The sequence below is a fragment of the Pseudoalteromonas sp. 4NS20-0020 genome, from assembly GCF_057554385.1.
Genome location: NZ_BAAJMI010000001.1, coordinates 290,607 through 305,595, shown reverse-complemented (window position 1 = coordinate 305,595; position 14,989 = coordinate 290,607). Strand labels below are relative to the sequence as shown.

15 protein-coding genes are annotated in these 14,989 nt (G+C 38.6%); 10 read left to right on the top strand and 5 right to left on the bottom strand.

The genetic code is table 11. The annotated features are described in order from the left end of the window. Positions 1 to 8 precede the first annotated feature (8 nt). On the top strand, positions 9 to 1,226 hold the full coding sequence (locus tag AC27JL_RS01385) for a methyl-accepting chemotaxis protein (RefSeq protein ID WP_487194621.1): 1,218 nt from the start codon (positions 9 to 11) through the stop codon (positions 1,224 to 1,226). 111 nt (positions 1,227 to 1,337) lie between these two features. Next, on the top strand, positions 1,338 to 2,468 hold the full coding sequence (gene queG / locus AC27JL_RS01380; RefSeq protein WP_487194620.1) for a tRNA epoxyqueuosine(34) reductase QueG: 1,131 nt from the start codon (positions 1,338 to 1,340) through the stop codon (positions 2,466 to 2,468). 124 nt (positions 2,469 to 2,592) lie between these two features. Here the strand turns inward: queG and AC27JL_RS01375 are convergent, their stop codons facing one another. The 3 genes from AC27JL_RS01375 to AC27JL_RS01365 form a co-directional block, all read right to left on the bottom strand. Further along, complete coding sequence (locus tag AC27JL_RS01375) at positions 2,593 to 3,726, bottom strand: response regulator (RefSeq protein ID WP_487194619.1); 1,134 nt, start codon at positions 3,724 to 3,726, stop codon at positions 2,593 to 2,595. Between the two features lie 70 nt (positions 3,727 to 3,796). Continuing rightward, positions 3,797 to 5,770 (bottom strand): ATP-binding protein, encoded by a 1,974-nt coding sequence (locus AC27JL_RS01370; RefSeq protein ID WP_487194617.1) that lies wholly within the window; start codon positions 5,768 to 5,770, stop codon positions 3,797 to 3,799. Positions 5,771 to 5,888: 118 nt separating this feature from the next. Beyond that, positions 5,889 to 6,377, bottom strand: a complete 489-nt coding sequence (locus tag AC27JL_RS01365) for a GNAT family N-acetyltransferase (protein ID WP_039036789.1) — start codon at positions 6,375 to 6,377, stop codon at positions 5,889 to 5,891. 81 nt (positions 6,378 to 6,458) lie between these two features. Between AC27JL_RS01365 and AC27JL_RS01360 the strand changes: the two genes are divergently transcribed. The 6 genes from AC27JL_RS01360 (at position 6,459) to AC27JL_RS01335 (ending at position 11,885) form a co-directional block, all read left to right on the top strand. After that, positions 6,459 to 7,034, top strand: coding sequence for a glutathione peroxidase (locus AC27JL_RS01360; RefSeq protein WP_006794084.1), 576 nt, complete (start codon positions 6,459 to 6,461; stop codon positions 7,032 to 7,034). An 84-nt stretch (positions 7,035 to 7,118) separates the two neighbouring features. Then, positions 7,119 to 7,400 (top strand): peptidylprolyl isomerase, encoded by a 282-nt coding sequence (locus AC27JL_RS01355; RefSeq protein WP_006794083.1) that lies wholly within the window; start codon positions 7,119 to 7,121, stop codon positions 7,398 to 7,400. Positions 7,401 to 7,463: 63 nt separating this feature from the next. Continuing rightward, positions 7,464 to 8,042 carry a glutathione S-transferase family protein gene (locus AC27JL_RS01350; protein WP_487194616.1) on the top strand — a complete coding sequence of 193 codons (579 nt, stop codon included), beginning with the start codon at positions 7,464 to 7,466 and terminating at the stop codon, positions 8,040 to 8,042. 17 nt (positions 8,043 to 8,059) lie between these two features. Beyond that, positions 8,060 to 8,410, top strand: coding sequence for a DUF2750 domain-containing protein (locus tag AC27JL_RS01345; RefSeq protein ID WP_006794081.1), 351 nt, complete (start codon positions 8,060 to 8,062; stop codon positions 8,408 to 8,410). A 97-nt stretch (positions 8,411 to 8,507) separates the two neighbouring features. After that, a complete protein-coding gene (locus AC27JL_RS01340; RefSeq protein WP_487194615.1) occupies positions 8,508 to 9,188 on the top strand; it encodes a site-specific integrase in 681 nt (226 codons plus the stop codon). A 123-nt stretch (positions 9,189 to 9,311) separates the two neighbouring features. Next, positions 9,312 to 11,885 carry a M1 family metallopeptidase gene (locus AC27JL_RS01335; protein WP_487194614.1) on the top strand — a complete coding sequence of 858 codons (2,574 nt, stop codon included), beginning with the start codon at positions 9,312 to 9,314 and terminating at the stop codon, positions 11,883 to 11,885. A 118-nt stretch (positions 11,886 to 12,003) separates the two neighbouring features. Here the strand turns inward: AC27JL_RS01335 and AC27JL_RS01330 are convergent, their stop codons facing one another. Both AC27JL_RS01330 and AC27JL_RS01325 read right to left on the bottom strand, forming a co-directional pair. Continuing rightward, positions 12,004 to 12,369, bottom strand: coding sequence for a hypothetical protein (locus AC27JL_RS01330; RefSeq protein WP_006794078.1), 366 nt, complete (start codon positions 12,367 to 12,369; stop codon positions 12,004 to 12,006). A 61-nt stretch (positions 12,370 to 12,430) separates the two neighbouring features. Beyond that, entirely contained in the window at positions 12,431 to 13,306 is an 876-nt protein-coding gene (locus tag AC27JL_RS01325) for a hypothetical protein (RefSeq protein WP_487194613.1), read from the bottom strand. A 157-nt stretch (positions 13,307 to 13,463) separates the two neighbouring features. Between AC27JL_RS01325 and AC27JL_RS01320 the strand changes: the two genes are divergently transcribed. Together AC27JL_RS01320 and yjjX are read left to right on the top strand one after the other, a co-directional pair. Next, on the top strand, positions 13,464 to 14,363 hold the full coding sequence (locus AC27JL_RS01320) for a phosphoribulokinase (RefSeq protein WP_008126819.1): 900 nt from the start codon (positions 13,464 to 13,466) through the stop codon (positions 14,361 to 14,363). A 75-nt stretch (positions 14,364 to 14,438) separates the two neighbouring features. Next, positions 14,439 to 14,978, top strand: a complete 540-nt coding sequence (gene yjjX / locus AC27JL_RS01315) for an inosine/xanthosine triphosphatase (protein WP_487194612.1) — start codon at positions 14,439 to 14,441, stop codon at positions 14,976 to 14,978. Positions 14,979 to 14,989: the final 11 nt, after the last annotated feature.

Here is a 14,989-nt window from a genome sequence, read left to right as displayed (position 1 = left end):
TAAGCAAGATGAGTGGCTTAATGAAAATTTATAATTACATCGAACAAACATTCTTTTTTACTCTAACGCGTAAAATTGTTGGTAACTTAAGTTTTGTTTTTTTGTTTCAAGCTATTACTTTGTTTTGGCTTTATGACAGCTTAAGTGAGCAACAAAATCTTGGCCTTTTTTGGCTACTAACCTTGGTTATTATTTCAGGCTTTGCGTTTACGCTTTTTTACATGCGCTTTTTGATTGTTCGCCCTGTAAAAGCTATGTGCGATACACTTATTAAAATTAATCAACAAGATGCCAATTTAAACGCTAAACTTCCGCATTTTTCATACGACGAATTTAAAACGTTAAGTACGCAATATAACGATTTTACAAGCCACTTAAGCGAATTACTTAACACGACTTACACAAGCGCTGAAGCCAGCGCACAAAGTAATAAAGCCGCAACTGAGTCAATGCAAAGTACGGAAAATTCGAGCGAACAGCAAATTACCTTAAGTCATATAATTATTGATGCCAGTAACCAAATAACACAAAGCTTGCAAAATATTGTGGGCAATACCGACAGTGTTCATACTGTAAATAATGAGCACTTAGCCTTTGTAAAACTCTCAGCTCAAGAGCTGAGTTCTCTGGTTGAGAAAGTGCAGTTAATAACTGATATGTTAGGCAGTTTTGCGAGCACCGTTGATGGCTTGAAGGAAAACAGTGAGAATATTCGAAGTATTTTAAAAATGGTTGAGGAGTTTTCTGATCAAACTAACTTACTCGCGCTTAACGCCGCGATAGAAGCTGCGCGAGCAGGAGAAGCTGGGCGTGGTTTTGCTGTTGTTGCTGATGAAGTACGTACCCTCTCGGTTAAAGTAAGTGGAGCTACTCGCCAAATCAGTGATTTTATAACCCAAATGAACGACCTAGTAAGTGAAACAAATAAAGAGTCAGAGCAACTTATTAACCATTCTAAAAATGCACAAAGTTCAATTTGTTCAACCTCTGAAGGGTTTAGTAAAATGCTTAATGAATTTGAGAGTAATCAACAGCAATTACAGCAAATTGCCAGCGCCGTGCATTTATTAGAGGATACGCAAAATTTAACCCATCAATCGGTAGAGCAAATTGTTGAATTAGGCGAGCAGGCTAAACAGCAAATAGACACCGCTCTTGCCGACAGTCAATTGTCGCAAGAGTTAAGCTTACAAACACAGCAGCAATTGAAGCGCTTTGTACTTTAATTTTTATCATAAACGCGGTTTACGATTAAACACCTATTGATGCGTAAACCTCAACACCCCCTTGTAATTATGCTAAATTACAGGGCGATTATTTAATATGCGTGAATATGTGTGAGCAACCTAACTCCTGACTACCCTAAATTAGCCCAGCAAATAAAAGCATGGGGAAAAGAACTCGGCTTTAGCGAAGTAGGGATCACTGATATAGATTTGAGTAAGCATGAACAACAGCTTAAACGTTGGCTTGACGCCGGGTTTCATGGCTCAATGGATTATATGGCGGCACATGGAATGAAACGCGCTCGCCCTGACGAGCTTATTCCCGGCACAAAACGTGTTATATCGGTAAAAATGAACTACCTGCCCCCCGATGCTGGCTTTGCTAAAACATTAAAAAACAAACAAAAAGCCTATATTAGCCGTTACGCACTTGGCCGAGACTACCATAAATTAATTCGTAATCGATTAAAAAAGCTCGGCCAAAAAATAGAACAAGAAGTAGGTGAATATGGTTTTAGACCCTTTGTTGATTCTGCCCCTGTATTAGAGCGCCAATTGGCTGAAAAAGCGGGGCTGGGCTGGCGTGGCAAACATTCATTACTAATAAACAAAGAAGCTGGATCGTGGTTTTTTTTAGGTGAATTGTTTATTGATTTACCGTTACCTGTTGATAATGAAAATACCTTTGAAGGCTGCGGTAAGTGTGTAGCCTGCATAACCTTATGCCCTACAGGTGCAATTGTAGAACCTTATGTGGTTGATGCGCGTAAGTGTATTTCATACTTAACAATAGAACACCAAGGCCCTATTCCTGAGCAATACAGAACTTTATTAGGTAACCGAGTTTATGGCTGCGACGATTGTCAATTAGTTTGCCCGTGGAACCGCTATGGACAAATAACCGACGAACAAGACTTTCATCCGCGCACGCAGTTAAAAGACAAAGACTTGCTTGAGCTGTTTAGTTGGGATGAAACCACATTTTTAAAAAATACCGAAGGCAGCCCAATTCGCCGAATTGGTCATGAACGTTGGTTACGTAATTTAGCCGTTGGTTTAGGTAATGCAAACTTTGACCCTGACATTATTAGCGCGTTAGAACAAAAAATTGATGGTTGTAGTGATCTAGTAAAAGAGCATATTCAATGGGCACTGGAGCAGCAAAACAATAAACAACCCTCACTTAGAAAAACGCAGAGACTTATTAGGATAGTGGAAAAAGGCTTACCACGAGATGCATAAATTCATAGAAGCCTATTTAGTACTAAAGCAAATCAGAGCTATTGGAGTGTGATTATTCGCCATTATAGGGCGGTAAACCCTATATTAATGGCAAACAACCCCTAAAAGTAAGTCTATGTGTTTATTATTGGCTATGGTGTAGCAGTATCGAAAGCTCTGTTTCAATGTCTGCGAACGCCTCTTTTACTTGAATAACAGACTCCTCGCGGGCTACTGAATTTTGAATTGTTTCATCTACTTTTTTATAGATAAAAACTTCTTGGTCTTCGTCTAAACCCATTGTTGGAATTCTAACCTCAAGCTCTTCCTGAAGTTTTTTAAATACTTGTTCGTTGTTTAGGCGATTTTCATTAAGTAAATCTATCAAACCATGAAATTTACTGTGTACTGTACTTGCTACTGCGTTTAGTTTTACCTGCTGTGCATCTAATAAGTTCTTAGTTATTATGGCGCGTAACTGCTGCTCTGTAACACTAACAATGAAGCACACGTGATCGCGTATTCTGCCGTGTTTATCAGGATCGTGCCCTGGCATGTTTAAGATGAGTAAACTAATTAGCTCGTAGTTAACTAATAAGCGCTGCGAAAACTCATGCAAACGGCCTTTGTTTTTAAGCATTTCAAATAGCTCGATCACAATAGGCGAGCAAACACCATGTAAAGCATAATGTTTAACAATAGAGTCGTATCTAAATTCTACATTACTTTGTAAATCAAAAGATTGTAGGCAATCAATAAGTGCTTTTGCTAAATCGTCTGGGTTAGTTATGAGCGCTATGTTTTCTACGTAATTGACTATTTGTCCCATTTCGCTGCTGTTAGCCATAGCATTGAATGCGGTTGAAGTTGCCGCTTCTACTTGTTTTTCTAGACTTTGTTTCTCTACTAATACTTGGTTTAGATTTTTTAATTTAGATCTAAGCTCATCATGCCCAAATGGTTTTACTATGTAATCTTCAGCGCCGGCTGAGTAGCCTTCCATGCGCTCCTCCACAGTTCCTCTTGCAGATACAAACATAACAATAATATGTGCGGTATTTGGGTTTAATTTAAGTGTTTTACACACTTCGTAACCACTCATCTTCGGCATGCTTACGTCAAGTAAAATAACTTGAGGCATATAGTCCTCAACCATATCCAAGCACTCAGGGCCACTGTTGGCTAGCCTTAACTCAAAATCTAAGTCTTCTAAAATTTCTTCAATTATTTCAAGGTTAAAGGGCTCGTCATCTACTGCTAGTATTTTTGTTAAAGCCATAACTAAATCATCCTTTTAAATTCAAAAATAAATTGTATAAACATAAACAACTTACTGTTTTAGCGTACTTTTATTCATCGACTAGGTGTTCGTCTAAATTTATTTCAAGTGGTAATTTTATATGTACTGTGGCACCACCATTGGTATTATTACACGCGCTAATTTGACCTTGATGCAACGATACAAATTCTCGGCAAAGTGCTAAGCCTAGCCCCGTGCCACCTGCACCACTGTTTGTTTTACTGCTTTGCACAAACTTTGTGAAAATATGATCAAGCTCATCTTCAGGAATACCTATACCGCTATCAATGACTTCAATATCAGCAAATTGGCCATCCGATGCTAATTTAAGCGTGATGTTACTTTTGGGCTCACTAAACTTTAATGCATTGCCTAATACGTTGCGCAACAACTGATTAATTTGCTCTTCATCGCATTGCACAATGGCAGGTGAATCTGGCGCAGAAAAAATAATATTAATATGTTTTTCCATCGCCGTGCCCGACACATCATCAATGCTCGTTTTAATAATGCTTTCTAAATTATGAGGGCGCGGGTTAAACGGAAATTTACCTACATCAAGCTTTGATAAATCAAGAAGGTTATTTAATAAAGATAGCAGCCTATCGCCACTACACTCGATACGAGATAAGTATTTTAGTAACTTTTCTCTAGCAAAGTCGCCAGCTTCTAGCTTATCGAGTCCAAAGCGTGCAAAACTTAAAATTGAGTGCATGGGGGTTCGCAGCTCATGTGACATATTTGCTAAAAAGTCTGATTTACTTAAATTTGCCGCTTCGGCTACATTTTTAGCATGCTCTAACTGCGATGTACGGGCTTTGACCTCTTCTTCTAGTAACCCTTTAGCTTCTTGAAGTAGCTCTTCTTTTTGTTTTAAGTGAGTTACATTTTTGAAAATTACAGCCAGTGCAATCTCACCATGGTGATCTATTTCGTTAAAAGAGCCAAACAAAGGCACTGTTCCACCGCTTTTAATGGGTAGACGTAAATCGTAACTGAACTGACGATTGCTGTTTAATGTTGAAATTTTTTCTTTGATTCCAGCAATCGAATCGTTATCTAAAAAATCAAATAAAGATTTACCAGAAAGCCCGCTAAACGGTAGATCTAACAACCTCAAGCAAGCGTCATTTGCTTCAATAATTTGACCGTTGCGTTTAAATAGCATGATAGCGTCAGGGGTGTGTTTATAAATAACTTGTAGCAAGCTGTCTTTTTCTATTAGTGCATCGACAGTTTCTTGAAGGCGCTCAACTAACTCGGCATTGCGGCGTTTTAATAATTCAGTTTGCCAAAGCTTATGCACTGATTGCAGTAAAATATTTTCATTGAGCGGTTTAATCAGTACGTCTTCAACACCTTGGCGAATAGCTTCAATCATTGAAACTTGGTCAGGGCGGGAAGTGAAAAGCAAGCACCGTGCATTTGGTTGCGACACTTTTAATTTTGAAAATATTTGAAGACCAGTCGCTTCACCGAGGCTAAAATCGCTAATTAAAATATCGATTTTATTACTTTTTGCAATAGTGAGTGCGTCATTTAAGCTGCTTGCCGTAAGGGTTTTAATATGTGCGCCAATTAAATTGCTCTTCATATTATCAAGGCGATTTTGGATATGATCGACCAACAATATAGTGGGCAGTTGCATCATATGGTTAGAGTCTATCTCTAATAAGCTCTCTAAAAGAGAGGTGATCTCTTTATTAGAGAAGAAAGGATAAACAACCGTAGCATCAGGTACTATTTTATTTAGGCCAGCAAATGCGGTTAACTGCTCTGTGTTTTCGGTTTTAGGGGCAAGTAATAATAAACGCCCATGAGATAGTTTATCAATTAGCGGTTTAATAGGTGCAACCGGCACACCGTGAGCTATAACAACTAAATCGTAATTTTCGGCGTGAGTAAACATCTCAAGCATAGAGAAATGAATCAGCTCAACATTACACCCAATGAGCTCTAAGAGTACTTTTACTCTCATTGCTATGATGGTGCTGCTGTCTATGATCAATATTTTTCTAGCCATTAAACTACACTTACAACCAATAAAATTAATATGTTACCAGCGTAGTATAAAAACACGAAAATAACACACATTCCTGTGCGTTATTTGTAAACAAATATGACCAATAAATAAGCGTAACTTATTCTAAATGCTTACCAAATATGGTTAGGCTGTATAAGTTATTATCCATAACGGCAACGTTTGGTAACTCCCCCCACACATCAAAACCAAAGTGCTTAAATAACTTTACGCTTGGCAAATTATGGCTAAAAATAAAGCCAAGTAACACGCTAATATCAAGCTTTTTAGCCTCCGATTGCGCAAACTGCATTAACTTTTTACCCAAGCCTTTACCTTGTGCATTTTTAGTTATGTAAATGCTCATTTCTACGGTTCCGTCGTAAGCAGGGCGTCCGTAAAACGATTTATAACTCACCCAGGCAAGTACAGTATCGTTTTCGCAATACACATAAATTGGGCGTTTTTGGGTATGACTATTAAACCAATCTTTTTTTTCTTCAACGGTTACTTCTTCGGTATCTGCCGTTACCATTCGCCCTTCTATGGTTTCGTTATAAATGGCGACAATATCATTAAGGTCGTCAATAGTTGCTAAGCGAGTTGTCATAGTAAATTTAAGTGGTTGATCAATTTCCTCCATATTAGCGTATGATCAGCCAATCAAACAATCGGATAGTTAGGTAATATAATGCTTAAAAAAATGATAATAGGGTTTACTGCGTTGCTGGTTAGTTCAACTTTAATGGCACAAACACAGCCAAATAATGAAGCCGTAAATCCCCAAGCCTGTGACGATTTTACTAACGTTGATATCCGAAAACTTCGCTCTAAAGAGTCCATTAATTTATGCGACTACAAAAACAAACCTCTGTTAATTGTTAATACTGCGAGTAACTGTGGCTTCACACCTCAGTTTGAAAGCTTAGAAAAACTACACAAAACATACAAAGACGAAGGGCTTGTAATATTGGGCTTCCCTTCTGATGACTTTTTCCAAGAAGAAGATAACGAAAAAGAAACGGCCAAAGTCTGTTTTATTAATTACGGGGTCACCTTTCCTATGTTCGCCACCAGCGAAGTGAGAGGGAGTGATGCAAATCCTATATTCAAGCATTTAAACGAGCAAACAAGTTCGCCCAATTGGAACTTTTATAAATATTTAGTATCTGCTGATCGTAAAACAATTTTACGATTTAACAGCAAAGTAAAACCAGATTCAGAAAAAATGATTAAGGCAGTGGAAAATTCCCTGTCTAAAATCTAAATTTATACTGGTACAATTTGTACAAACTAACTAGTATGGCAATACACTAGGTTAAAAAAACACCACTTATAATCAGGAGATTTTATGGCAGTGGCAAGCGCACGACACATTTTGGTAGACAGCGAAGCACAATGTTTAGACTTAAAAACAAAAATTGAACAAGGCGAAGACTTTGCTGAATTAGCAAAAGTACATTCTAATTGCCCATCAGGACAAGACGGCGGCGCTCTGGGTGAGTTTGGCCCAGGCATGATGGTTCCTGAGTTTGATAAAGTGGTTTTTTCTGCCCCAATAAACCAGGTACAGGGCCCTGTACAAACGCAATTTGGTTACCATTTACTTGAAGTTACTAGCCGTTCAGAATAAATTGAGCTTTACTGCTATTAACGTTTAATAAAAGCCGCTTTAGCGGCTTTTTTTGGAGTGATTATGCAATTAATTGGTTCTGTTCCCTCACCTTACGTTCGCCGAATTAGAATATGGGCTCTGCAAAACAACTGTAATATAGAGCTTATAAGCTTAGACATATTTTCAGCTCAAGACCGCCCTAAAATGGCCAATAAAAACCCAGCCCGAAAAATACCTATTTTAATTGATGGTGATTTAACACTTAGCGACTCAAACTCAATAATACGCTACTTATTAGAGAAAACAGGCAAATCAAAGCTAAACTGGCCGCAAGAGCACTTACTTACCACTATTAATGCCTGCAACGACTCGCTTGTTGAAATGCTATTATGCAAGCGCTCAGGTTTAGATACACAAAGCGATGCATTATTTTTTAATCTGCAAAATGAGCGAATAGAACAAACATTAAGCTTTTTAAACAGCCATTTAAACGATGAACAATTTAAAAGCTGTGAATACCTCAACATCAGTTTATACTGCCTGCTTGATTGGATTAGCTTTCGTGAATTAACTGACTTTAGTCAGCACAGTGAACTTGTTGCATTTCATGCACAATTTAGCGAACGTCAATCAGCAATAGAAACTAATCCTCGTCACTAACTTAATAAGGTAAACACATGAGCGATATTGAAATTGAATCACAGCTAGTTAACTTCGTAGAAAAAGTACGTGTTAGCGAAGTCATTTGGGCACTGGGCGCAGAAGATAATGGCTTTGTAGTGTGCGACTCAAACCAATTTGACGACACTGATGTTTTACTGCTTTGGGAAAGTGAAGAAGCGGCTAAAGCGCAGTGTAAAGAAGAATGGAAAGATTACAGTCCGGTAGAAATTAACCTTGATGAATTTTTAGATGCATGGGTTGAAGATTTAAATGAGGACGACGCATTAGTTGGCATTAATTGGAATGATGACCAAGTATGTGTTGAGATTGAACCAACGGGTTTAGCTCGTGCATTAAGTGAATAATAATTTACACACAGGACCTTAAAGCCTGATTACCCGACTAGCATCTAGTGCTAGTTGGGTATAAAATAAAACATCTCACTATTTTCAAGGTATTACGTTGAAAACCCATCTTGGTCGCCGCCCTTTTTCAGCCATGGAACTGCACACTATTTATAATGGATATATATACGGTGATGTTCGACTCCCCCGCGAGCAAGCAAAACATTGGCACTTTTGGCTGCCACTAATAGCCTATTACAGCGGTGCTTACAGTGATGAAATTGGCTGTTTAACACTTGATGATCTTTGTATTATTGATGATATTTTATGTTTTAGCTTTCATACTCACGGTAAAATAAAGCCCCGCTTAGTCCCTGTACATAAAGCACTTATCGATGCAGGATTTAGCGATTATGTTGAGTTTATAAAGTCTAAAAACCACCAGCGACTTATGTTTGATCTCCCGGCTAAAACAGGCAGATACAGTGAAAAAGTACGTATTTGGTTTTCGGGTGAAGGCGATCGTGCCGGCTATTTGCAAAAATGTGATATCCCCAACGTTGACCAGCTCGGTATGAAAACCGCCATTAGTAGCTTACGTCTTAACTTTGAACAACAAGTGCGTATTTATGCGCTTCAGGCTAACTCTAAAGATGCTTTTAATTATTTAATGGGTTTTAATGAATACCCAGATAATCAGTTTGATGTAATCAGCTTATTAAATACGGTTATTCAACAAGTACGTATTATAAATACACAACTCAGCTGGCAACGTTTTCTATCACGCGAAAGCCACTGACAAACTTTGTTACTATTTACCATCAAAGCCACTTCTTAAATCAATTACGCGCCTCACAAAAACTGGTAGGATAAACTGTACCCATAAAATCTGGGCGTTTCTAACAATAAACAAGGGATCACTATGTTTCTTAAAAGCCTCTTAACTGTGAGTGTTGCGCTAGCAATAAATGCAGCAAACGCTAACGAATTCGTTATCGAAAAACTCGCAAAACCAAGTTCGCAAAATGTATCGCTAACGCTCGACCCAAGTAAAGATACATTCACAGGGATGACTGAAATTGCCTTAGAAGTATTAAAACCAACACATTACATTGAGCTAAACGGTGTGGATTATGCTGTAAAAATGGCGCAACTTTTAGGTAAAGAAAACTGTGACTTAAGTAATGAAATACTTAAAACAGGTAAAGTTAAATTTAGCTGTGATGAAAAAATCCAACCGGGTAAATACACACTTAATATTGATTTTTCTGCTCCCTACAACCGCCAAAGTGTGGGGTTATACAAAACATTGGATCAAGGTACACCTTACCTATTTACCCAATTTGAAATGAGTGATGCACGTCGTGCCTTCCCCGTTTTTGATGAACCAAGCTATAAAATTCCTTTTCAGTTAACAATAACGGCTCCAAGTTCACAAAAAGTATATGCCAATACACCAGAACTAAAAACAACAATAAATGGTGATATGACAACCCACTTTTTTGATAAAACACCGCCTATTCCATCGTATTTAGTTGCAATGGCTGTTGGCCCGTTTGAAGAAATAGACATTGAAGGTATGCCCATTCCTGGGCGTGTTATTACTCCTCAAGGTAAAATTCATCTAGCCGAATATGCTAAAGATAATATGCCGCGCGTACTTGCAGCATTAGAAGAGTATTTTGGTATTCCTTATGTGTATAAAAAACTCGACTCAGTTGCCGTACCTGAATTTCCATTTGGCGCAATGGAAAACTCAGGCTTAGTAACTTACCGCGAAGACATTTTACTCGTTGATTTAGCAGCAGCGACACGCAGTAAGAAACAACGTAACGTATCTATTATTGCTCACGAACTAGCACACCAATGGTACGGTAACTTAGTAACCATGAAGTGGTGGAATGACCTGTGGTTAAACGAAGCGTTTGCAAGCTGGATGGCTGCTAAAATGACCAAGCAGCTAAACCCTGAGTTTGAATCACATTTAGACTTACCACAAAATAACGTAATGGCACTAGACGCCCGCTTAAGTACTAAGCCTATTCGTAAGCCAATTAAAACCGAAGCTGACATTATGGACGGTTTAGGCCTTGCATACAGTAAAGGTAGCTCAGTACTTGCAATGGTTGAAAACTGGATTGGCGAAGAAGCATTCCAAAAAGGGATTCAGCGTTACTTAAAAGACTTCTCTTATAAAAATGCAGAAGCGGCTGACTTATGGCAAGCACTAGGTAAAGCATCAAATAAAGATGTAGCCAGTGTTTTAAAATCATTTATTGAACAGTCTTCTTTCCCTCTTGTAAGTGTTAAACAGCAAGGCAAAAAAGTAACCATTTCACAAAGCCGCTTTGTAAATGCTGGTGTTGATGCGCCAGCACAACTTTGGAATGTGCCAGTAACGATTAAATACGGTGCAGGCGACAACGTTAAAACAGCCAGTGTTTTACTAAACAAACAAAGCCAAACGCTTGATTTAGATTTTGCACCAGAGTGGATTTACCCTGACCAAGGTGCTCTTGGCTACTACCGCTGGGTAATGGATGATGCGCAATTTAACGCATTAATTGAAAACGCGCCAACAGTGCTGAATGACCGCGAACGTTTAGCGCTATTATCGGCCACCGATGCACTGCTTAAGGCTGGCGTTATCTCTGCCGCCAAGTTAATGCAAACACTTGAAGTATTTGTAAGTGACAGCCACCCTCGTGTAGCAAATACTGCACTGGGCTACTTAGTATCGCAGCAACGTACGTTCAAAGATGAAAGCAATAAAGACTTATGGCCTGCATTTATCCGCGATGCAGTGACTCCTGCTGCTAAAAAATATGGTTTAGAGGCAAAAATTGACGAAGATGGTGCAGTGTCGCAACTTCGTGCAGCCGTTATATCACGCTTAGGCTTTGATGGCGAAGACCAAAACGTAATCAATAAAGCCAAAGAACAAACGCAAGTGTATTTAACTAATCCACAAAAAGTAGACCCATACTTAGCAGGTGTTTATTTAAGACTCGCTGCTTTTCATGGTGATAAAGCCTTGCTTGATCAATTCATGACAACATTTAAAACGACTAAAGACCCACAAGTGCGCACTAACATGCTAGCTGCTATGGGCTTTTTTGGTGAGTCTGAATTACAAAATGCGGTTCTGGCTTACAGCTTAACTGATGAAGTAACCGCCTCTGATATGCGTACTATTTTATCTGGGCAAAGTTACACAGAAGAGCGCCAAGCATTATTTATCGATTGGGTTTATAACAATTATGATAAAGTAACAGCAAGTTTACCGCCGTTCTTTATTCCTAATTTACCGTACTTTACAACCGTAGGCTGTGATGCCAAAAGCTTAGCAACCACTCAAAACTTCTTTAACGATAAAATTTCAGAAGTGCCTGGGTACAGCCGTACATTGAGTAAACTAGAAGAAAGTACGCTTGATTGTATTGCACTAAAAAAACGCGAGCTTGATTCGGTTAATAGCTTCTTAAACAGTAAATAACCACTATGTGATTAAGCTATAAAAAAGCCGCTGAGTATTCACTCAGCGGCTTTATAATTTTAGGGCGAAACTAATTAACTCAAATTACGGATAAAAAACTTCTTAACTAAAGTTCAGATTAATTACCAATGATCATCGTCAACTTAGCAATAAAGTCTTTTGCAGCTTGCTCTGAATTTATTTTAAATGCGACACCATAATGAATTGGTTGAGCGCTTTTATATATACGAGTTGGAAATCGGGTCATTTCACTGCTATGAAAATACCCTTGTGCACGTGTTACACCATCTATGTCATTAAAGTCATCGCTAAACACTTCAAACGCAGGGCGAATCACTATTTTACCTTTACCGCTTTCACTGTGAGTGTAAAAGGCCTCTTTAGAATTAACTAACATGTATTCAGCAATGTTTTTAATTTTAAAATTACTTCTGCATTGTAGTTTTATAAGCTGCTCTGTTAACTCATCTGCACTGTACGCCATGTTTATCCCTATTCGTTAATTTACGTATCACCTTAACGCATACGCAGTTTGAAGTCTTACTTTATTGTGTTACGTCGCATACAAATGCAAGCTTATCATTGTTGTAACTCATTCGGGTGATATTAGTTTCGCAGTAAGTGCTTAAATCAAGCCATTGCGATATCTCATTACTGCCATCGAGCTTACGTTGATAAACCCGATTTTTAATAGCGTAAGCAATTGTTTTATCATCTTTTAAAATGAAGTCTTGTACCTGAGTGGGTAGCCTTAATAAATCGCTTACTTGTTTATTTTGTGGATTAAAACTCGCTAAAATATGCTCATCATTTTTAGTGTAACTAAATAAAAACATCGCCGCGTTGTGGTTATAAATAAGTGTACGAGAAATATCACTGGCGGCTATTTCACCTCTAGCAGCGTCTACTGAGGTGTATTGAAGCGTATGCGGCTGACCTAAAATAAACATCACTAAATCGTTTTTAATGCCCCAAGCATGGTAGCCAACAGGCTCTATCCAATCAAAAATACGACTAGGCGCACTTTGTGTATTAAGCGGATACTGCCACAACTTTTGTTTTGAGTCGGCCTCTACAACAATGGCTGACAAACTTGTTTTATTAGGCATTAACGTTGGCGAATACTCACTGACAGGTGTATTTGTTAAGTTAGTTATTTCACGTGTTGTTAAATTGTAGTGTGCAATATCGGTTTGGCTTTGGTTATTAGTTATTACCTCATGGGTAAAGTATAAATCGTCATTAATTAAGTAAGGCTGGTTATTGTAACTTGTTTTGTCGCTTACTATGGTCACTTGAACACCATATGGCGTATTTAAATCAGCAAGTAATATTTGGCTTTTAGGCATGTTAGCGTGTGCACAACCTGCGGCTAACGCACTTAATGAAAAGAAGCTAAGTAATGGTTTTAAAAGTTTCATGCTTTCTCTCGTTTTAATTTTAAGCACCTCATGATAACGTTATTTGCTGATGGCGTCACTTGAGCTTAGTCAGTCAACACGTAAGATACCCAAACGACTTAAAAAAGTGTTAAGTTTAGTCTGGTTATATAGCCTAGTCCTAAAAAAGAGAATTAACATGTCAGCTAAAAACCCTATCATTGCAATTACTGGTTCGTCGGGTGCGGGTACAACCACCACGACCAATGCCATTAAGCATATTTTTCGTAGCCTAAATATTCAGGCTGCATTTATTGAAGGTGATAGCTTTCATCGTTATACACGTCCCGAAATGGACAAAAAAATACGCGAAGCCCAACAAGAAAGTAAACATATTAGTTACTTTGGCCGTGAAGCTAACGACTTTGGCGCCCTTGAATCGTTATTTAGTAATTATGGTGAAACAGGGCAAGGCAAATTGCGCCGCTACTTGCACACCTTTGATGAAGCTGTACCTTATAACCAACTGCCAGGCACATTTACTCCTTGGCAAGAGCTTGAGCATAATACAGATATTTTGTTCTACGAAGGTTTGCATGGCGGAGTTGTTGACCAAGACGTTGATGTAGCCAAGCATGTTGATTTACTCATAGGCATGGTACCTATCATTAACCTTGAATGGATACAAAAGCTAATCCGCGATACTTCAGAGCGAGGCCACTCTCGCGAAGCCGTGATGGGGTCAATTGTGCGTAGTATGGACGATTACATAAATCATATTACCCCTCAGTTTTCACGTACGCATATTAACTTTCAGCGTGTGCCTACCGTAGATACATCAAACCCATTTAGCGCAAAAGACATTCCATCACTTGATGAAAGTTTTGTTGTGATCCGCTTCAGAGGCATTGAAGATGTTGATTTTCCTTATTATCTGAGAATGATTGAAGGCAGCTTTATGTCGCGTATTAATACGCTGGTAGTACCGGGCGGTAAAATGGGCCTTGCAATGGAGCTTGTATTAACACCACTGATAAAAGATATTATTATGAAAAAGCGCGCACTAGAGAACCTTGCTCCACTTGATTTGCCTATTTAGTATTATCGCTTTAGTGCTCTTTTTTGTTTAACAGAAGTCACGTACACTGCTGATTTTACTCAATACGAGATCAGCATGTCATCATTGTTAAAAGTTATAGTTGGATCTAAAAATCCAGTAAAAATAAATGCAGCAAAGCATATTTTTACTATGTACTTTCCAAATAACACCATTGATTGCCTAGGTGTTAACGCTCCTTCAAACGTGCCAGATCAACCTATTGGTGAAGATGAAACACGTATTGGCGCGCAAAACCGTGTTAACTATTGTAAAAAGCACCATCAAGCCGATTACTACGTGGCAATGGAAGGCGGTGCAGAGCAATTTAGCTATGGTGCAGCGACCTTTGCCTATGTTGTTATTGATAACGCCACAGAACAGGTTGTAGGACGAAGCAGTAACCTTCCATTACCCAATATACTTTTTAAAGCATTACTTAATGGCGAAGAGCTTGGCGATGTAATGGATAAAGCATTTAACACCACAAATATAAAACAAAAAGGCGGCGCCATTGGCCTGCTTACAAATAACCACGCAACACGCGAAAGTACCTATACCCAAGCACTAACCTTGGCCATGGCACCCTTTTTACATAGCGACCTTTATCGCCAATAAAATACAGGAAA

What these genes read in the sequence shown, in the direction of transcription:
- AC27JL_RS01385 (WP_487194621.1), top strand. Translation starts at nt 9, where the DNA reads ATGAGTGGCTTAATGAAAATTTATAATTACATCGAACAAACATTCTTT.
- AC27JL_RS01375 (WP_487194619.1), bottom strand. Translation starts at nt 3,726, where the DNA reads ATGGCTTTAACAAAAATACTAGCAGTAGATGACGAGCCCTTTAACCTT.
- AC27JL_RS01370 (WP_487194617.1), bottom strand. Translation starts at nt 5,770, where the DNA reads ATGGCTAGAAAAATATTGATCATAGACAGCAGCACCATCATAGCAATG.
- AC27JL_RS01365 (WP_039036789.1), bottom strand. Translation starts at nt 6,377, where the DNA reads ATGACAACTCGCTTAGCAACTATTGACGACCTTAATGATATTGTCGCC.
- AC27JL_RS01360 (WP_006794084.1), top strand. Translation starts at nt 6,459, where the DNA reads ATGCTTAAAAAAATGATAATAGGGTTTACTGCGTTGCTGGTTAGTTCA.
- AC27JL_RS01355 (WP_006794083.1), top strand. Translation starts at nt 7,119, where the DNA reads ATGGCAGTGGCAAGCGCACGACACATTTTGGTAGACAGCGAAGCACAA.
- AC27JL_RS01350 (WP_487194616.1), top strand. Translation starts at nt 7,464, where the DNA reads ATGCAATTAATTGGTTCTGTTCCCTCACCTTACGTTCGCCGAATTAGA.
- AC27JL_RS01345 (WP_006794081.1), top strand. Translation starts at nt 8,060, where the DNA reads ATGAGCGATATTGAAATTGAATCACAGCTAGTTAACTTCGTAGAAAAA.
- AC27JL_RS01335 (WP_487194614.1), top strand. Translation starts at nt 9,312, where the DNA reads ATGTTTCTTAAAAGCCTCTTAACTGTGAGTGTTGCGCTAGCAATAAAT.
- AC27JL_RS01330 (WP_006794078.1), bottom strand. Translation starts at nt 12,369, where the DNA reads ATGGCGTACAGTGCAGATGAGTTAACAGAGCAGCTTATAAAACTACAA.
- AC27JL_RS01325 (WP_487194613.1), bottom strand. Translation starts at nt 13,306, where the DNA reads ATGAAACTTTTAAAACCATTACTTAGCTTCTTTTCATTAAGTGCGTTA.
- AC27JL_RS01320 (WP_008126819.1), top strand. Translation starts at nt 13,464, where the DNA reads ATGTCAGCTAAAAACCCTATCATTGCAATTACTGGTTCGTCGGGTGCG.
- yjjX (WP_487194612.1), top strand. Translation starts at nt 14,439, where the DNA reads ATGTCATCATTGTTAAAAGTTATAGTTGGATCTAAAAATCCAGTAAAA.